This is a genomic window from Neobacillus sp. FW104-15D2 (assembly GCF_058790155.1).
Window position 1 is genome coordinate 31,031 of sequence record NZ_JBYTCJ010000037.1, and the last position, 16,585, is coordinate 47,615.

Below are 16,585 nucleotides of genomic sequence, written 5' to 3' on the forward strand. Positions count from 1 at the left end.
TTTCTTTTTAAACTATTGGGTGCGTTAATCCAGGTAGGATTAACGCCTTTTTTGTTGAATTCCTTATTCCACAAACGTGGCAGGGGTAGCTTAAAAAAACTTATGCTTGGCCTGGATTTGTGAATGGAGTAGTTATTGGATTATCTTAAAATTTGCTTTTATTGACTTGAATTTTTCCCCATATGTTAAAATATGTTAAATATAATTGGCCAAGATATTTGTTTCAAAGGGGGAATTAGAATGAAGGTCCATATATGGCATACTGGCAGGGTTTATATTGACCGGGCATTAGCTTTTCGAGAGAAAGGATTACACCCTATCCCATATTCGGGTTGGCTACGGGGAGAAAATAAAAAGATGTGGGTTCCCGTTTCCACTTACCTCATTGAGCATCCTAAAGGGCTTATTTTGGTAGATACAGGTTGGAATGAAGAAATAAGGATTAATCAAAAAAACCATTTGGGGTGTTTAGCGTACTCTATGTTCAGAGGAGAACTCCCTGTGGGTGAATCAATAGTTGATAAATTAAATAACTTTGGAGTAAAAAGCAGTGAAATAGACTTTGTTTTTTTAACCCATCTCCATTCGGACCACGTTAGCGGGTTAAGTCACGTACAAGATGCAAAAAAAATAATTACAAGCGAACTAGAGTTGAAAGCTGCAAACAAAAAAATTGGGTACATTAAATCAATGTGGGAAGGTATCCCGATAGATACATTTATTTTAGAAGATATTCCATATGGTCCTTTTAATAAGGGGCTTGATTTTTTTGGAGATGGTACTCTATTTCTAGTTCATACTCCTGGGCATAGCGAGGGGATGATTTCTTTACTAGTTAAAATGAATGAAGGCTGGTTGTTGCTAGCGAGTGACGTAGGATATGCAAAGAAATCTTGGGAACAACTGATATTGCCTGGTGTCATATCTAATAAAATTCACGCTAAGAAATCATTAGAATGGATACAAAGCTTTTCACAAAGGAAGGATTGCATACGGGTAATAGCAAATCACGATTCCGAGATAACTCCTTTTACAATTGGAGAAACGTAAATGTAGCAGTTTAGCAAAAAAAGGGATGCCTTACACAGTTAGTTTGTGAAGAATTATAGTTAAATAAACAGGTGCTTTCGTTAACACAGGGTTGCTGCGGTAGCTTTCTTTTTTTTTGCAATAACTAGAGCTAGTATTTTAATTGTTCCTGCATTATTTTATCTTTGCGGAAAATAATAAGTTCGGGGTGATAAAATGACAACTGCTAAAATCGGGGACAATATTACATTTACGCGTGAAGGAATAAGCCATGAAGGAATTGTTACGGTTATAAGAGAAAATTCTGTTATTGTTGAGTACGGATACAATAAAGCTAAAGATGAACCAATTACAACCATAGTCAATCATAAAAATTATAAAATTAATAATGCATCTTCGTGAAAAAATATACTTAAAGTAACGGAGGCAATAGTCCAAGATCCGGCCACATAATAGCCGGGTTTTTTTTGTTCTAATGGTGCTATTTAGTTGAAGAAGATACAACTTATATATGGTATATTATGTAATAAAGGTCATTTAAATTAAGGGGTAATTATGTTCGAATGGATCTCTGAAATTGAAGAACCAATATTAGCTTCTAAAGAAGAAATTGGGGAACTGAGACTTAAAAGGATTGAGTCAAAAGAAGATTTATTTAGAATTAATGAAATTTGCCAGCTTTTTGCCTCCTTTGATGTAATTTTAAATGAAAATGCATTAACATCATTCCCTACACCCAATCAGAAGGCTAAAAGGATTATTATGAATGAGGTAGTACCTCATTATGTAGATGTAAAACAAATCTTTATTGATGGAAAATTAAAAGAAATAAACGTAAGAGGCTTAAAAGAAGGATCTAAAAAAATGATCGAAGACCTTTTGTTAAACGGAATTTACCCTGTTGTCCCCGATTTATTTCGCTCTAAAAGCTTGGAAATGAGAAGTTATCCAAAAACTTTAAAATATTACACAATAAATAAGCAATATATTAATGAGTTATATATCAAGGAAACTGAAGATCTATTTGATTTTCTAAACTGTTCCTTCTTTGCGGAAAACGGTTCGATTATGTTACAGCCGACTGGTTGGACTTTAGAGGATAATTTAAAGGAGTCTGTGACTATAAGAAGTTTTTCTACCTTTGCCAAACAGATCGTTTTGGTTGTTAATGTTTCGGATAAGAGTGTAGTGGGAGTTGATATATACGGTTAGAATAAACATTCTTATTCAACCAAAGGGCGGTTAGTTAAAGAAGGATTTTTGTGTTTATTATGGAATATTCATTTAAAACATCATTTTTATTAGGGGGATAAAAACCAAGGTGGATGTAGTATTTAGGACCGAAAAAGCAATATTTAATTATCGAGTTGCAGGTATTTGGATAGAGGATGGGCATGTTCTACTACATAAAGACGTTAATGAAAGTAATTGGTCTCTTCCAGGAGGGAGAGTTGAAATTGCTGAAGAGTCACAAGTAAGTATAAAAAGGGAATTCCGTGAAGAATTAAATTTAGATATTACCGTAAATGGATTAGTGTGGATTGTTGAAAACTTCTTTGAATATGATGGTAAGGATATTCATGAAATAGGTTTGTATTTTTCAGTTTCTTCCCAAACCTTTATCGAAATTAATGACACCCCGTTTAATGGAATTGAAGGAGACCGATTGATTTACAAATGGACACCAATAGAGGAACTTAGAGATATAGAATTATATCCAGAATTTTTAAGGGCAGAAATTAAAAATTTGCCAAAGAATACAGAACATATTGTTCAGAGGCAATAAAGATTTCTGTGAGATTGTGTAATACGAACTTCAACAATTGGGTGCGTTTTTTGGACAAAGAAGGACTGTCGAAAGACAGTTTTTTTATTGGCCGAAAATAGGACTGCATGGTTTCGACCTTTTTTGGTGAGAAAACAAAATCTCCAAAATGATTACTTCTATAAAAGAAAGCTTTTGAGAACTTCAAGAGCATCTGCGCTGGCTCCGAAAATCAAATCCCTAATGGTATACCTTTTGAAAAATTGTTCATCATGTTCAACATTTTTTAGGATAAAAAAATAAACCCTGGGCGAACTTTGCTTTAAGGATGAACAAAATCGATGAAATGTTTACTCCTCACAGAAGCTTATGAAGTAAGTACTTAAAGTAACGTGGCAGTTTTGTTTTATAAAATAAAAGGTTATTGGCAAAAAAATTTATTTTAATTCGAAATTATTTAAGGGGATGGGAATTAGTGGAGAGGAAATGCAATATATTGCCCTTTCTGATATTAATGCAAACATCTAAAGCCATTCATGACCGAATATAAAGGAAGAAATGACAAAAAACAAGCTTGGTATTACGGAGTTTTCTGTTTTAGAGGTACTTTATCAAAAAGGGAAACAAACAATTCAACAAATTGGAAATTGCATATTGGTCTCAAGTGGTTCGATGACCTATGGTATAGATAAACTAGAACGAAGAGGTTTATTAAGCCTTCATGCCTGTTCAGATGATCGCCGGGTGATACATGTGACATTAACTGATGATGGTAATGAATTGATGAACGAAATCATGCCGAAATATCATAAGTTTGTTCATCAAATGTTTGACTCATTAGATTCTGATGAAGCAGAGACATTGGTGCAGCTTTTGAAAAATGTAAGGAATAAAGTTTAACCTTTCATTTTTTTAACACATTATCTCGAATTCGTGATAAATAACATTTTTATTCACTTGAAAATATATAGACATCTATGTATAATGGAAAACATGATAAAATATGACACAGCATCAAAAGTTGGAAAGATTAGAGACGCAGTAAACAATTTGATTTTGTCGGAACTTAACAAACACGGAGTGGATGGTATCGCCCCATCTCACGGGGATATTTTGGTGTGCCTTTACGGAAAAAATGGCTTATCCGTGAAGGAGCTGACTGAAAAAATTCATCGCAGTCAGCCGACAGTAACAGTTTTAATTGATAAATTGCAGAAACTTGGGTTTGTAGAGAGAAATAAGAGTAAGGAGGACAGTAGAATAACTTTAATTAATCTTACGGAAAAGGGAATCCAGCTGGAACCAGTATTTCATGAGATCTCAGAAAAATTAAACACTGTCATTTATGGAGGGTTAACACACAATGAAAAAGAGCAGTTGGAACATTTGTTAAAAAAAATCCTTGAGAGATTTTAATTTTTTTTGATGAATATATAGATATCTATATAATTGGGATTTACCGATAAAAAAATGGAAATGGAATAATGAAAGGAGAGGCAACATGATTCGTTTTAAACAAGTATCGAAACAATTCCCTAGCGGAACCTTTGCCGTAAAGTCTTTAGATTTAGAGATAAAGAAAGGTGAATTTTTTATTTTAATCGGTCCCAGTGGCTCTGGAAAAACAACTACATTAAAATTGATCAATCGCCTCATTGATTTATCAAAAGGTTGGGTTTGGATTAATGGGAAGAAAATTAGCGACTATGATATCAATGAACTTCGTTGGAATATTGGATATGTTCTTCAGCAAATTGCGCTTTTCCCACATATGACAATTGCTGAAAACATTGCAGTTGTACCGGAATTAAAAAATTGGAGCAAAGAGAAGGTTGCTGCTCGTGTGGATGAATTGCTTACAATGGTAGGTCTTGACCCAAAAGAATATCGAAATAGAAAACCTAGTGAACTTTCGGGCGGACAACAGCAACGAGTAGGTGTAATAAGAGCTTTAGCAGCCGACCCAGAAATCATCTTGATGGACGAACCGTTTAGTGCCCTTGATCCATTTAGCCGGGAAAAATTGCAGGATGATATGCTTGAAATTCAACGAAAACTGAAAAAAACAATTGTTTTTGTTACTCATGACATGCAAGAAGCTCTGAAGCTAGGAGACCGTATTTGTCTGATGAAAGATGGAGAAGTCGTTCAGGTGGGAACCCCACACGAATTCTTAACCAATCCTGTGAATGATTTTGTGCGTGAATTTGTTGGCAACCGTAAATTATCGATTAATTTGACTGAACTTATTACACCTGTTCCAGTAGGAGAAGGATTTTTATCTGATACCCAAACCATTTCCTTATCAACTCCAGTTGATGAGGTATTAGAATATCTAGCATCGTTCGAACAAATTTCTGTAGAGGACAATGGAAAAGCAGTCGGGATCATCCTCCGACAAAATGCACTTAAGGTAATTTCTCAATATTTAAGAGAGGGGGGAGAAATTCATGAGTAATTTGATAAGTGTCTTGTCAGATCGGAAATCTCAGCTTTTGAACGCTCTTTTGCAGCATATAGAATTATCGTTAATCGCTCTTTTTTTCTCATTAATCATCGCAATACCACTAGGTATTTATTTAACACGAAAACAAAGAATTGCGGAATATATCATTGGCATTACTGGAGTGCTGCAAACCATTCCTTCTTTAGCTTTGTTAGGTCTTTTGATCCCGCTTTTTGGAATAGGGACCGTCCCTGCTGTGATAGCGCTAATCGCTTATGCCCTGCTTCCTCTATTGCGGAACACCTATACGGGAATTAAAGAGGTAGAGCCCTCCTTACTGGAAGCCGCAAGTGCCATGGGAATGAACAGAAGAAAAAGACTATTAAAAGTCGAGCTTCCTTTAGCCATGCCTGTCATCATGGCAGGTATCCGAACAGCTACCATTTTTATTATAGGAACAGCTACGATTGCTTCACTCATTGGAGCAGGTGGATTAGGGGATATTATTTTACTTGGAATCTCCCGAAACGATTATTCACTTATTATCCTGGGAGCAGTACCATCTGCACTTTTAGCGATTATTTTTGACCTTCTCCTCCGAAGACTCGAAAGAATATCCTTTAAAAAGATAATGGTCGCCTCTGGTGCTCTTGCGCTGGTTACCGTTCTAATTATTGGTTCGATGATTGTTCCAACGCTTCTTCAAAACGAGCAAAAGCCGATCGTGATCTCTGGCAAATTCGGTCCAGAGCCGGAAATTCTAGATAATATGTATAAATTACTAATTGAAGAAAACACAGATTTGAAAGTGAAGTTAAGAACAGGCTTAGGCGATACGACCTTTGTTTTTAATGCACTAAAATCGAAGGATGTAGATGTTTATCCTGAATTTTCGGGAACTGCCATTGCCAACCTACTAAAAGAGAACCCTGTAAGCACAAACAGTAAGGAAGTTTACACGCAAGCAAAAGAAGGCATGGCAAAAAAATATAACATGGCATTGTTATCTCCCATGAAATTTAATGACACCTATGCAATAGCGGTCTCAGAAGATTTTGCAAAAAAATATGATTTGAAGAAGATTTCCGATCTTGTAAAAGTCGAGCAGTATGTTACTGCCGGTTTTGATCCGGAGTTTGCTGACATAAAAGATGGATATCCTGGATTGGCGCAAGTGTATGGACTGAAATTTAAGATTGTTACCATGGATCCATCTGTAAGGTATCATGCGATTCAAACAGGCAAAGTAAATCTGATGAACGCCTATTCAACGGATGGTGAATTGCAAAAATACCACCTGGTTGTTCTTGAAGACGATAAGCATTTCTTCCCGCCATATCAAGGATCACCTTTATTGCGACAAGAAACCATAGATAAATACCCAGAGATTGTAACAGCATTGAACAAACTTGCTGGAAAGATTACCGACAGCCAAATGCAAAAAATGAACTATGAAGTCGGTGTTAAAGGAAAGAAAGCCGAAGATGTGGCAAGAGACTTCTTAACAAAGGAAGGTCTCCTGAAAAAATAGAGTATAAGGAGGACTTAATAATGAAAGCAGTTGTATTAGAAAAGCCCTGTACAGCAAGTGAATTGGCTGTACAGGAAGTACCAACACCAAAAGTGAAGCCGGGGTGGGTGCTGGTAAAAATTAAGGCGTTTGGTATTAACCGATCGGAGATTTTTACGAGACAAGGGGATTCTCCATCTGTAAAACTCCCACGGATTATTGGAATCGAATGCGCAGGAGAAATTGAAGATCCATCAGATAGTTCTTTTCAAAATGGTCAACGGGTTGTATCACTGATGGGTGGTCTTGGGCGTGAGTTTGATGGCAGTTATGCGGAATACACCCTTATTCCATCTTCACAGGTTTATCCGATTGACAATGAGATGGATTGGTTGGAATTAGCAGCCATCCCTGAAATGTATTACACAGCATATAGCTCTCTTTTTGATACGCTTCAGCTTAAAAAGGGAGAAACTTTGCTCATCCGTGGAGGCAGCAGTTCTGTTGGACTTGCTGCATTGCAACTTGCAAAAAGTGTCGGTGCTACTGTCATTTCGACTACTCGAAAAACAAACAAGTTGGGATTTTTAAAAGAATATGGTGCGGATTTTGTGTTACTTGAGGATGGAAGTTTATCAGAACAACTTTTCTCCCTTTTTCCAAACGGCGTGAACAAAGTCTTAGAACTGGTGGGCACAACTACATTAAAAAATTCGCTGAAATTACTTTCAGAACATGGAATCTTATGTATGACCGGTATTTTAGGCGGAGAGTGGGTGTTGGAAAACTTTGAGCCTATGATGGATATTCCTTCTGGTACGTATTTTACTCAGTTTGATAGTGGAGTGAATTTTAGTAAAAAATTGTTGGTTGAACTATTCAATCACATCGTACAACAAAAAATTAAAGTGCCTATTGCACAGGTTTTCTCATTAGATGAAATACACATGGCACATCTATTAATGGAAAGTAATACAGCTAACGGAAAAGTTGTTGTTGTTGTTAATTGAAAATGTAACTGACTTTGAGTTAAGTTAGGGTGCATACTGTTGGACCTATTGTGCCAAAAGGAACAGAATTAGCGGAAAAACAAAAAGCAGAATTAGCTTCCTGTTATATGTCCTGTTTGGAAGTTGCTAATGAAATCGGTGAAATAAAAACCATCGCTTTTTGTGCGATTTCAACTTGCGTGTTTGGATTTCCAAAGCTAGAGGCAGCCAACATTGCTGTTAAGAATGTTAATGAATGGTTAAATACACATTCCAATCATTTTGAAAAAATCATATTTAATGTGTTTAGTGAAGGAGATTACAAGGAATACATCAAGGTCTTTGAACCGGTAAAATAGGAACTTACCTCTAATTTTCTAAATATACGATAAACCTTAAAGAGTGGTGTATTCCAAATGGGATTTGAAATAAAAGAAATACTCGCAAAAAAAATCCTTACTGAAGCAAAAGGTTATTTGGATGTTGGCTTTACACATTCATTGAATCCATATAGTGGTTGTACGTTTTCATGCAACTACTGTTATGTAAGAGAAATGCCGATACAAAAATTCAAGGAAATTCCATGGGGAGAATGGATAGACATAAAAACAAACGCAGTCGAAAATTACCAAAAAGAAATTATAAAACTTCGGAAGAAAAAAAATACCTTGAACATTTTTATGTCTTCCGCAACAGATCCTTACCAACCAATTGAACGTAAAGCAAAAATTACAAGCGGGATATTAGAAGAAATGATTGAAAATCCTCCTGATTTTCTTCAAATCCAAACAAGAGGACCACTGATTACAAGAGATATTGATTTGTTAGTAAAATTAAAAGAAAAATGCAATGTCCTTGTATCCATGACGATTGAAACAGATAGGGAAGATATTAAGCAAATATTTGCTCCATATGCACCCGGAATTAAATTACGGATAAAAGCCTTAAAAGAAGTTCATGATGCGGGAATATTTACTCAAGCTTCGATTTCACCGGTTTTACCGTTTACCCCCGACTTTCCAAAAGCATTGGATGGAATCGTTGACCATATTTGGATTGATACACTTTCCATTGGAGATGGTGCAATGGGCAAACGCTCAGAGAGATTAGGAATGCCGAATTTATTTGAAGAACATGAACTAACCCAGTGGTATGAAAAAAATTTACATGTAAAGGTGGAAAAATATTTTATTAAATATTTTCCTAGTGAAATGATACGGGTTTCCAAAAATGATGCTTTCCCTAGATAGCTATCTTTATAAATAATGTTTTTTCGAGGATACCCTGGAAGTTTTAAATACCCTTCAAAATGAAGCGAAAACAAAAGGTTTTGTCAGGGACAAACCTTTTAAACTAATTTGACGATATCGAAAGGAATGACTAGAAAATGAAATTTGATACTAATAAAACAGCTTTATTAATTATTGATCTACAGAATGATAATTTGATAAAAGGAGGTAAGTTTGAGGATTCCGGTGCTGTAGAGCATGCTAAAAAACAAAATGTCGTAGAAAATATAAAGGCAATTACAGAAAAAGCTAGAGAGGCTGGAATCCCTGTTTTCCATAATCACTTTGTCGTAGAAAAAGGGGCAAAGGGAATTGGCAATAGAGCTCCAATATTTAGAGCTATAGCTGAAACAGGAAGTATTGTTAGAGGAACTTGGGGAGCAGCACCTGTTGTGGGAGTAGAGCCAATAGAAGGTGATTTTGTAATAGAAAAATCTCGTATGAGTGGATTTAATGGTACACCATTAGATACATTATTAAGAGGATTAGGCATTGAAACGATCATAGTTACAGGTGTTTGGACTAACATGGCTGTAGAGCATACTTGTAGAGATGGCGCAGATTATGGATATAATGTTGTAATTGCAACGGACGGAACTTCAACAATTAGTGAAGAATGGCAAGAAGCAGCATTAAACTATGCAATGAACAATATAGCAACAAAGATGACTTCAGAAGAGATAGTAAGAAATATGCAATAAATTTATTATTAAAGGAGTTGTGTCCGATTGTATAATATTTCAATCTTGCACATCTCCTTTTAATTATCTAGTCGAGTTGATTAGAAAGGAAAGGAAAAACTACACCTAGGTTCAATTAATATTTCTTTTCGTATGTCAAAATTTAAGACAGTATAATCCATTTAATCAACTTAAATAATTATATTATATGTATAAATTGAACAAGAATCTTTAATAGATTGGACCTAAGAGGATTAAAGATACCTATGTAGAATAATTATTAAAAGGGAATTAGTTGGATATAGGAGCGATAGAATGATTATGAATATGATAGTTCCATTAGTAATCCTTGTTTTTATTGGTTTTGTTAGTTACTTTTTAATCCGTCTTTCAAAAAATATATTAAAGAAGTAATAGTGCGTTTTGTTTATGAATATGTCTTGAAATGAATGCTGCATTCAGCTGCCTTTTTTAAAAACGCTGTTTTCGTAAGTTTGCTGTTTTTTAATAAAATTTAACCCCAAAACCTCGTAACCTGATTTAATCAAAAAGCGGATTTATATTACTCAAAAGGAGATAAATCTATGAAAAATGATAAATTGGAATACATAAAGATTGCGTGTTTAGTTGTTATAGCAGTAAGTTTATCCATTATTGCTTGGATAACTGCGCTACAAGAAATTAAAGAAAGTTTGAACCTTATTGAAGGTAGAGTTAATGAACTTAAATAACAATTGGCACACAAAGAACCCATAAAAGGTTCTTTTTTAAGCCCTTTTAAACATTTAAACGGTAGTATTACTTGATTTTTGGCATGCTGAAATAAGCATATGCTCCACTCGTTTTTCAAGGATTACTATTTCAAGCCTTCTGAACCCATAAAGATAATAGAAATTATTTATTAGATATCGTTCATATATTTATAGCTGGCAATCCATAACTTAAGTTTGGTTTTAAAATTGTTACCAAAACAGGAAGTTAAAGGGGAATCTTCATGAAGGCTATGGTCTACGATAAGTATGGAACGGTAGACGTTCTTAAACTTAAGGAAGTAAAAACACCCACTCCACAGGACAATGAAGTGCTGGTAAAAGTGCATGCAGTATCCGTCAATTCCTGGGACTTGGATCTCCTTAGAGGCAAACCATTCCTTGCGCGTATCGGCGGATTTTTAAAACCAAAATACCAAATTCTCGGAGCGGACATAGCAGGAAGAGTTGAAGCAATTGGCAGAGGAGTAAAGAATCTCCTTCCAGGCGATGAAGTATTCGGAGATATTTCCTGGTGTGGTTGGGGCGGATTTGCGGAATATGTATGTGTGCATGAAGATGCCTTGTCATTAAAACCCTCTAGTATGACATTTGAACAAGCAGCAGCCATTCCCCAAGCTGCGGTTCTTGCCTTGCAGGGATTACGTGATAGTGGAAGGATTCAGGAAGGCCAAAAGGTTTTGATAAATGGTGCCGGAGGGGGTGTAGGTACGTTTGGGCTGCAGATTGCTAAATTACATGGGGCGGAAGTAACCTGTGTGGACAGCACGGAGAAGAAAGACATGCTGAAGGCGCTGGGATCAGACCATTTCATTGATTACACAAAAGAAGACCTATTACAGGATGGTCGAGGTTATGATCTGATTCTTGATGTAGTAGGAAACCGGTCAATTTTCAATTATAAGCGTTTGCTTAATCCAAAAGGCACTTATGTCATGGTGGGCGGTACCTTGTCACTAATCTCTCAAATATTAATCCTTGGTCCGATGATTTCAAAAAAGGACAGGAAGAATTTGAATATACTAGTACATAAACCAAACAAAGAAGATCAAAACTTTTTGAAGGAACTTTTTTTAGCTGGTTCAATAAAACCTGTTATAGATAGGCAATATTCATTAAGTCAGGTGGCAGAAGCTATACAGTATCTCGGAGAAGGGCACGCAAGAGGAAAAGTTGTTATCTATATGGACTAAAGAATTTAAGTATATTGATAAATAAATATAATGGACATTGCTAAAACGGAGCAGGTAGTTTCAAAAGAAAAAAGAGGTACCTGTTAATTTAGCAGGTACCGATTATTTTAATATTAGTTACAGCAAGAATCATTTTTTTCTTCGCTTGAACTTCCGCAACAAGAGGCTTCCTTTTGTCCTTCTGTGTCCTGTACTTCTTTAATTTCAACTCCACAACATCCTGAGTCTGTTTTTTGTCCGGTTAATTTCTTAATAAAGTTCATCATTTTCTTTCACCTCCTTTCAAGTAAAAGCTTATGAATGGCATTGATAGTGATTTTAAACTATTTTTCTAGCGATTCGAGATTAAGCACAGAAAAGTCATCTTTTGGCGTAATGATGTATACATTCTGGTTTAGCGGCTTCTGGTCTAAACAAGAGTAGGGGGCTGTTTTTCCTGAACGCAACGCTGTCGTCTCCGCCAAAATCATGGCATTCGATATATTGCCAAGAGTCTAAAGGAACCAGTGATTAGAAGTTTCATAGCCCATGTTTAAACAATTTTTTTTGATGAATAAAACACATTCACTTACATTAGATAAAAGATGAACCCTGAAACTGTGCTCATTGCGACAACTGAAGAAATGAAAGCAATCACTAGCTGCTTGCGGAAGATGGATTTCAAAAGAATTACTTCCGGAAGGCTCGCTCCAGCAGAAGATATCATTAATGCCATAACCGGCCCCAGAGCCATTCCTTTCGCAATCAGAATTTGTGAAATGGGAATCATACTCGACAAGCGGATGTATAAAGGAATTCCAATGATAGCGGCCACAGGAATCAACCACCAGTTATCACGGCCAAACCATTCTGCGATAAAATGGGTTGGAACCAACCCGTGTATGGCTGCACCAATTAAAGCACCAATTAAAAGGTAAGGATATACGCTTTTCATGAGACCTAATGTTTCGTTTATGGCATAACGCCAATTAAACTTTTGGTTTGTTTGCTCATATCCGGTCATCATCACATTTTTTACATGTCTCTCAAATCCAAGTTTATCAAGGGTAAATCCAATTAGAATCGAGAAGATAGACGTGATAAGGGTATAAAGGAGCGTTACCTTCCAGCCCATTACGACACCCATAATGGTAAGGATGGTAGGATCCAAAACGGGAGAGGCAAACAAAAATACCATTACTATGAAGAAAGGAATTTTATTTTTTAACATGTTCACGACGACAGGGATGGTAGAGCATGAGCAAAATGGTGTTATGAAAGCGAAAAGGATAGCGATAAGGCTTGCGATAAATTTGTTGCTGCCAGTGAGCTTCTTTTCAATTTCTTCGTATGGGATATAGCCTTGGAGAAGACTGATTGCGAAGCTGATTACGATAAAGAGAATGGTCAATTCAACAGCTATTCCTAGGAAACTCTTAATAAATTCTAACATGGTTCATTCCTCCTTTTATGCCTCACACAGGCAGTTGCATTCACAAGACTGGGTTGCCTGTTTTTTCTTTAAAAAGCTCCAAAAGCTCCTCGTTTCCTTCGGCATGGAATTCATCCACGCATCTCTTGCTTTCCTTTCAACTTCCTTTTTCTTTAGTTGAGCCATTAGCTCAACATCATACATTGACATCATGTGCCATTCCTCCTTAAATCAAAAAATATTGATGTTTTAATCAAAAAAAATTGATATAAAATCTGCCTGAAGACCTATCAGCAGGTAGGTCGGAACAGGCAGCAAAGCTCCGGGGACAAAATGTGATTGATTTCCTTTTCGTTAATCGTGTAGTAACTCCAGGTGCCTTGTGTTTCCTTCAAGATGAAATTAGCATCCAGCAGCACTTTCAAATGGTATGAAAGTTTAGATTGTGGCATCCCCACTTTTTCGGTTAGTTCTGCTACACTAATTTTTGTCTGCTGACATAGTAAGTTGAGAATTTGCAATCTTTTTTGATCTGCCAATGCCTTAAATTTATTTTCATAATCCGAAAAGGTTGTGGCAAGAGACAGGTCAGTAAGTGGTATAAAGTTTTCCAAGATGTATGCCTCCCTTAAATCAAAATCATTTGATATAATGTATTATAATTCCAGGATATCCAAATTGCAACACATAAAATCAAATTTTTTTGATGAAAAGGAGAAATGAATGATGATAACCATTGAAAATGCCCAATATGACCACCTAGAAGCAATCTTGGCCATTTATAATCAGGGAATCCAAGACCGGATTGCTACCCTAGAAACAGATGAAAAAGACTTTGATTACATAAAAGATTGGTTTTTTGGCCGTGGCGAACGATACAGCGTTCTAGTGGCTAAAGAAGGTAATGAAGTAGTTGGTTGGGCTTCTCTTAATCCTTATTCCCATCGAAGTGCTTATACCTCGGTTGCGGATTTATCCGTCTATATAAAAAGAGGGGATCGTGGAAAGGGAATAGGAAAAGTTTTGTTAAAAGCCATCGAACAAGCAGCAAAGGAACATAGTTTTCATAAAATCGTTTTATTTACCTTTCCTTTCAACCCGGCAGGACAAAAGCTATATCATAAGATGGGGTACCGGGAAGTCGGTGTGTTTCAGGAACAGGGGGAAATGGATGGAAAGCGTGTAGATGTTATGGCGATGGAGAAGCTCATGGAGGGGAAATGAATGGTTATTAATAATGGTGGAAACCTAAGTGTCGGATACTTTAAATCATATTTTCGTTTGATCATGATGAGTAGGCAGGCATCATTGGAAGAAGCGAAAGATATTACGTTTTCTCGACTTTTCATTAATCAGGAGGCAATGTTAGGCCATACATCTTTTCAAAACTTTACGCTTGCCTATCAAGAATTAATAAATGTGAAGAATATGTAAAGATTGAGTTTTTCTATTGAATATATAAGCAAATAGTTATATCCTAATTACGAAAAGGCTGAAGGGAGTGGGAACATGCAGCAAGTGAAAATGGAAGTGGAGAAGGCTTCTTTAGTTTTAAAGCTCCTTGGTGATAAAACGAGGCTGACCATCATGGCTCTTTTAAATATCCGGGAACTATGTGTATGCGAATTTCTTGAAGTTTTTGATATGAGCCAGCCCTCCATTAGTCAGCATTTAAGAAAACTAAAGGATGCAGGACTGGTCAAAGAGGAACGGAAAGGTCAATGGGTTTACTATTCAATCAATAAAAATAGTGAAGCTTATCATCTTTTGGAAAGCATTCTCCATTACGTTCCGGTTCAAACAGAAAAAATGGAACAAATCATTAAAAGCAACCCAACATTACGTTGTGGATGTTAGTAAAGGGAGATTAAGAAATGAGCAATGATAAGAAAAAAAGACTGTCTTTCCTTGATCGGTATCTGACGCTATGGATATTTCTAGCCATGGCAATTGGTATCCTGCTTGGCAATATAAATCCCGGGTTTGTCGATGGATTAAACAGCCTCCAAATCGGCACCACATCGATTCCGCTAGCTGTAGGATTAATCCTTATGATGTATCCGCCACTTGCGAAAGTGCGTTATGAGGAAATGGGCCGTGTATTTAAGGATGTAAAAGTTCTTGTTCTTTCACTCGTGCAAAACTGGATTATCGGACCTATTCTCATGTTTGTATTAGCCATTATTTTTTTACCGGATAAGCCAGAATACATGATTGGACTTATCATTATAGGACTTGCAAGATGCATCGCCATGGTTATTGTCTGGAATGATCTTGCAAAGGGAGACAGGGAATACGCTGCGGCACTTGTTGCGTTTAACTCTGTATTCCAGCTATTGTTTTTCTCTGTTTATGCATACTTCTTCGTTACGGTCCTTCCAAAATGGATTGGAATGAAAGGAGCTATCGTTGATATTACAATGAGCGAAGTCGCTCAATCGGTTTTCATCTATCTTGGAATACCGTTTATCGCGGGTATGCTTACCCGGTTGATACTCGTTAAAGTGAAAGGGCGTCAATGGTATGAGAGTGTGTTTATTCCTAAAATCAGCCCGATCACTTTAATTGCATTGCTGTTTACCATCATTGTGATGTTCTCACTTAAAGGGGATAAAATACTGACTCTTCCATTGGATGTTGTGAGAGTTGCTATTCCATTACTATTCTACTTTGTCATTATGTTTTTTGTCTCCTTCTTTATGGGCCGGAAAATCGGTGCAAATTATCCAGTAACAACAACCCTGGCATTTACAGCGGGATCCAATAACTTTGAACTAGCTATTGCGGTTGCAGTGGGTGTATTTGGAATTCATTCTGGAATTGCATTTGCAGCTGTTATAGGACCACTAGTTGAAGTACCTGTGATGATTGCGTTGGTAAATGTAGCTTACTGGTATAAGCGTAAATATTTCAAAACAGAAGCAGTCTAATTAAACTAACAAAGGCGGTAACAAACATGGCTAAAAAAACAATCTACTTTTTATGTACTGGAAACTCATGCCGCAGCCAGATGGCTGAAGGGTGGGCAAAGAAACATCTTAACAGTGATGAATGGGAAGTCATAAGTGCAGGGCTTGAAGCACACGGACTAAATCCGAATGCCGTTAAGGCAATGAAGGAACACGGTATTGATATCTCAAACCAGACATCTGATGTCATTGATCCAAATATATTAAACAATGCAGACTTGGTTGTCACTCTTTGTGGCCATGCCGCTGAACATTGCCCGATTACTCCTCCTCATGTAAAAAGGGAGCACTGGGGATTCGATGACCCAGCAAAAGCGGAGGGAACGGAAGAAGAAAAATGGGCGTTCTTCCAACGTGTTAGAGATGAAATTGGAGATAGAATTAAGCAGTTTGCTGAAACAGGGAAATAAAGAAATGAAATTCACCTTATCTTAAAGATAAGGTGAATTTTTTTAATATGACGGTTTGTCAATCTAAGTGCGACACTTCCTCATAAAACGCTTCGTGTGCAGTTTTCCAATTTAAACATTTCCT

23 protein-coding genes are annotated in these 16,585 nt (G+C 36.5%); 19 read left to right on the plus strand and 4 right to left on the minus strand.

Annotated elements, in window-relative coordinates:
- Nucleotides 1-240 precede the first annotated feature (240 nt).
- The 14 genes from AC3WR0_RS22410 to AC3WR0_RS22475 all read left to right on the plus strand — a co-directional run bounded on the left by AC3WR0_RS22410 (nucleotide 241) and on the right by AC3WR0_RS22475 (nucleotide 11,671).
- Nucleotides 241-1,050 (plus strand): N-acyl homoserine lactonase family protein, encoded by an 810-nt coding sequence (locus AC3WR0_RS22410; RefSeq protein WP_492554358.1) that lies wholly within the window; start codon nucleotides 241-243, stop codon nucleotides 1,048-1,050.
- Nucleotides 1,051-1,245: 195 nt separating this feature from the next.
- Nucleotides 1,246-1,431 carry a DUF2187 family protein gene (locus AC3WR0_RS22415; protein ID WP_035443180.1) on the plus strand — a complete coding sequence of 62 codons (186 nt, stop codon included), beginning with the start codon at nucleotides 1,246-1,248 and terminating at the stop codon, nucleotides 1,429-1,431.
- 153 nt (nucleotides 1,432-1,584) lie between these two features.
- Nucleotides 1,585-2,241, plus strand: a complete 657-nt coding sequence (locus AC3WR0_RS22420; RefSeq protein WP_492554359.1) for a hypothetical protein — start codon at nucleotides 1,585-1,587, stop codon at nucleotides 2,239-2,241.
- Nucleotides 2,242-2,350: 109 nt separating this feature from the next.
- On the plus strand, nucleotides 2,351-2,815 hold the full coding sequence (locus tag AC3WR0_RS22425; RefSeq protein ID WP_492554360.1) for an NUDIX hydrolase: 465 nt from the start codon (nucleotides 2,351-2,353) through the stop codon (nucleotides 2,813-2,815).
- 537 nt (nucleotides 2,816-3,352) lie between these two features.
- Entirely contained in the window at nucleotides 3,353-3,694 is a 342-nt protein-coding gene (locus AC3WR0_RS22430; RefSeq protein ID WP_492554361.1) for a MarR family winged helix-turn-helix transcriptional regulator, read from the plus strand.
- An 84-nt stretch (nucleotides 3,695-3,778) separates the two neighbouring features.
- Entirely contained in the window at nucleotides 3,779-4,210 is a 432-nt protein-coding gene (locus AC3WR0_RS22435; protein ID WP_492554362.1) for a MarR family winged helix-turn-helix transcriptional regulator, read from the plus strand.
- A gap of 85 nt (nucleotides 4,211-4,295) precedes the next feature.
- Entirely contained in the window at nucleotides 4,296-5,252 is a 957-nt protein-coding gene (gene opuFA, locus AC3WR0_RS22440) for an osmoprotectant update ABC transporter ATP-binding subunit OpuFA (protein ID WP_492554363.1), read from the plus strand.
- Complete coding sequence (opuFB, locus tag AC3WR0_RS22445) at nucleotides 5,245-6,771, plus strand: osmoprotectant update ABC transporter permease/substrate-binding subunit OpuFB (RefSeq protein ID WP_492554364.1); 1,527 nt, start codon at nucleotides 5,245-5,247, stop codon at nucleotides 6,769-6,771. Before opuFA ends, opuFB begins: the two co-directional genes overlap by 8 nt.
- Before the next feature lie 20 nt (nucleotides 6,772-6,791).
- Complete coding sequence (locus tag AC3WR0_RS22450) at nucleotides 6,792-7,760, plus strand: zinc-binding alcohol dehydrogenase family protein (protein WP_492554365.1); 969 nt, start codon at nucleotides 6,792-6,794, stop codon at nucleotides 7,758-7,760.
- A gap of 29 nt (nucleotides 7,761-7,789) precedes the next feature.
- Nucleotides 7,790-8,098: a macro domain-containing protein gene (locus AC3WR0_RS22455; RefSeq protein ID WP_492554366.1), complete on the plus strand. Its 309-nt coding sequence runs from the start codon at nucleotides 7,790-7,792 to the stop codon at nucleotides 8,096-8,098.
- Between the two features lie 57 nt (nucleotides 8,099-8,155).
- Complete coding sequence (locus AC3WR0_RS22460; RefSeq protein ID WP_492554367.1) at nucleotides 8,156-8,989, plus strand: SPL family radical SAM protein; 834 nt, start codon at nucleotides 8,156-8,158, stop codon at nucleotides 8,987-8,989.
- Between the two features lie 137 nt (nucleotides 8,990-9,126).
- Nucleotides 9,127-9,729 carry a cysteine hydrolase family protein gene (locus AC3WR0_RS22465; RefSeq protein WP_492554368.1) on the plus strand — a complete coding sequence of 201 codons (603 nt, stop codon included), beginning with the start codon at nucleotides 9,127-9,129 and terminating at the stop codon, nucleotides 9,727-9,729.
- Nucleotides 9,730-10,292: 563 nt separating this feature from the next.
- A complete protein-coding gene (locus AC3WR0_RS22470; RefSeq protein ID WP_492554369.1) occupies nucleotides 10,293-10,439 on the plus strand; it encodes a hypothetical protein in 147 nt (48 codons plus the stop codon).
- 263 nt (nucleotides 10,440-10,702) lie between these two features.
- Nucleotides 10,703-11,671, plus strand: a complete 969-nt coding sequence (locus tag AC3WR0_RS22475) for an NAD(P)-dependent alcohol dehydrogenase (protein WP_492554370.1) — start codon at nucleotides 10,703-10,705, stop codon at nucleotides 11,669-11,671.
- Nucleotides 11,672-11,784: 113 nt separating this feature from the next.
- Here the strand turns inward: AC3WR0_RS22475 and AC3WR0_RS22480 are convergent, their stop codons facing one another.
- From AC3WR0_RS22480 to AC3WR0_RS22495, 4 genes are all read right to left on the minus strand, one after another.
- Nucleotides 11,785-11,937: a hypothetical protein gene (locus AC3WR0_RS22480; RefSeq protein WP_492554371.1), complete on the minus strand. Its 153-nt coding sequence runs from the start codon at nucleotides 11,935-11,937 to the stop codon at nucleotides 11,785-11,787.
- Nucleotides 11,938-12,239: 302 nt separating this feature from the next.
- On the minus strand, nucleotides 12,240-13,103 hold the full coding sequence (locus AC3WR0_RS22485) for a permease (protein ID WP_492554372.1): 864 nt from the start codon (nucleotides 13,101-13,103) through the stop codon (nucleotides 12,240-12,242).
- Nucleotides 13,104-13,118: 15 nt separating this feature from the next.
- Nucleotides 13,119-13,295: a hypothetical protein gene (locus AC3WR0_RS22490; RefSeq protein ID WP_492554373.1), complete on the minus strand. Its 177-nt coding sequence runs from the start codon at nucleotides 13,293-13,295 to the stop codon at nucleotides 13,119-13,121.
- Nucleotides 13,296-13,372: 77 nt separating this feature from the next.
- On the minus strand, nucleotides 13,373-13,696 hold the full coding sequence (locus AC3WR0_RS22495; RefSeq protein ID WP_492554374.1) for an ArsR/SmtB family transcription factor: 324 nt from the start codon (nucleotides 13,694-13,696) through the stop codon (nucleotides 13,373-13,375).
- Between the two features lie 109 nt (nucleotides 13,697-13,805).
- On the opposite strand from AC3WR0_RS22495, the gene AC3WR0_RS22500 reads away from it, so the two are divergent.
- From AC3WR0_RS22500 to arsC, 5 genes are all read left to right on the plus strand, one after another.
- Nucleotides 13,806-14,306, plus strand: a complete 501-nt coding sequence (locus tag AC3WR0_RS22500; protein WP_492554375.1) for an arsinothricin resistance N-acetyltransferase ArsN1 family A — start codon at nucleotides 13,806-13,808, stop codon at nucleotides 14,304-14,306.
- The gene (locus AC3WR0_RS22505) at nucleotides 14,307-14,516 is read left to right on the plus strand and encodes a hypothetical protein (RefSeq protein ID WP_492554376.1); all 210 of its coding nucleotides are present in this window, start codon (nucleotides 14,307-14,309) and stop codon (nucleotides 14,514-14,516) included.
- Nucleotides 14,517-14,591: 75 nt separating this feature from the next.
- Complete coding sequence (locus AC3WR0_RS22510; protein WP_492554377.1) at nucleotides 14,592-14,939, plus strand: ArsR/SmtB family transcription factor; 348 nt, start codon at nucleotides 14,592-14,594, stop codon at nucleotides 14,937-14,939.
- Nucleotides 14,940-14,956: 17 nt separating this feature from the next.
- Complete coding sequence (arsB, locus tag AC3WR0_RS22515; RefSeq protein WP_492554378.1) at nucleotides 14,957-16,012, plus strand: ACR3 family arsenite efflux transporter; 1,056 nt, start codon at nucleotides 14,957-14,959, stop codon at nucleotides 16,010-16,012.
- Between the two features lie 26 nt (nucleotides 16,013-16,038).
- Nucleotides 16,039-16,461, plus strand: a complete 423-nt coding sequence (gene arsC, locus AC3WR0_RS22520; protein WP_492554379.1) for an arsenate reductase (thioredoxin) — start codon at nucleotides 16,039-16,041, stop codon at nucleotides 16,459-16,461.
- The last annotated feature ends 124 nt before the right edge of the window (nucleotides 16,462-16,585 follow it).

Excerpts from the sequence above, each read along its gene's own strand:
- AC3WR0_RS22410 (WP_492554358.1), top strand. The coding sequence starts at position 241 with ATGAAGGTCCATATATGGCATACTGGCAGGGTTTATATTGACCGGGCA.
- AC3WR0_RS22415 (WP_035443180.1), top strand. The coding sequence starts at position 1,246 with ATGACAACTGCTAAAATCGGGGACAATATTACATTTACGCGTGAAGGA.
- AC3WR0_RS22420 (WP_492554359.1), top strand. The coding sequence starts at position 1,585 with ATGTTCGAATGGATCTCTGAAATTGAAGAACCAATATTAGCTTCTAAA.
- AC3WR0_RS22430 (WP_492554361.1), top strand. The coding sequence starts at position 3,353 with ATGACAAAAAACAAGCTTGGTATTACGGAGTTTTCTGTTTTAGAGGTA.
- AC3WR0_RS22435 (WP_492554362.1), top strand. The coding sequence starts at position 3,779 with ATGGAAAACATGATAAAATATGACACAGCATCAAAAGTTGGAAAGATT.
- opuFA (WP_492554363.1), top strand. The coding sequence starts at position 4,296 with ATGATTCGTTTTAAACAAGTATCGAAACAATTCCCTAGCGGAACCTTT.
- opuFB (WP_492554364.1), top strand. The coding sequence starts at position 5,245 with ATGAGTAATTTGATAAGTGTCTTGTCAGATCGGAAATCTCAGCTTTTG.
- AC3WR0_RS22450 (WP_492554365.1), top strand. The coding sequence starts at position 6,792 with ATGAAAGCAGTTGTATTAGAAAAGCCCTGTACAGCAAGTGAATTGGCT.
- AC3WR0_RS22460 (WP_492554367.1), top strand. The coding sequence starts at position 8,156 with ATGGGATTTGAAATAAAAGAAATACTCGCAAAAAAAATCCTTACTGAA.
- AC3WR0_RS22465 (WP_492554368.1), top strand. The coding sequence starts at position 9,127 with ATGAAATTTGATACTAATAAAACAGCTTTATTAATTATTGATCTACAG.
- AC3WR0_RS22470 (WP_492554369.1), top strand. The coding sequence starts at position 10,293 with ATGAAAAATGATAAATTGGAATACATAAAGATTGCGTGTTTAGTTGTT.
- AC3WR0_RS22475 (WP_492554370.1), top strand. The coding sequence starts at position 10,703 with ATGAAGGCTATGGTCTACGATAAGTATGGAACGGTAGACGTTCTTAAA.
- AC3WR0_RS22480 (WP_492554371.1), bottom strand. The coding sequence starts at position 11,937 with ATGATGAACTTTATTAAGAAATTAACCGGACAAAAAACAGACTCAGGA.
- AC3WR0_RS22485 (WP_492554372.1), bottom strand. The coding sequence starts at position 13,103 with ATGTTAGAATTTATTAAGAGTTTCCTAGGAATAGCTGTTGAATTGACC.
- AC3WR0_RS22490 (WP_492554373.1), bottom strand. The coding sequence starts at position 13,295 with ATGATGTCAATGTATGATGTTGAGCTAATGGCTCAACTAAAGAAAAAG.
- AC3WR0_RS22500 (WP_492554375.1), top strand. The coding sequence starts at position 13,806 with ATGATGATAACCATTGAAAATGCCCAATATGACCACCTAGAAGCAATC.
- AC3WR0_RS22505 (WP_492554376.1), top strand. The coding sequence starts at position 14,307 with ATGGTTATTAATAATGGTGGAAACCTAAGTGTCGGATACTTTAAATCA.
- AC3WR0_RS22510 (WP_492554377.1), top strand. The coding sequence starts at position 14,592 with ATGCAGCAAGTGAAAATGGAAGTGGAGAAGGCTTCTTTAGTTTTAAAG.
- arsB (WP_492554378.1), top strand. The coding sequence starts at position 14,957 with ATGAGCAATGATAAGAAAAAAAGACTGTCTTTCCTTGATCGGTATCTG.
- arsC (WP_492554379.1), top strand. The coding sequence starts at position 16,039 with ATGGCTAAAAAAACAATCTACTTTTTATGTACTGGAAACTCATGCCGC.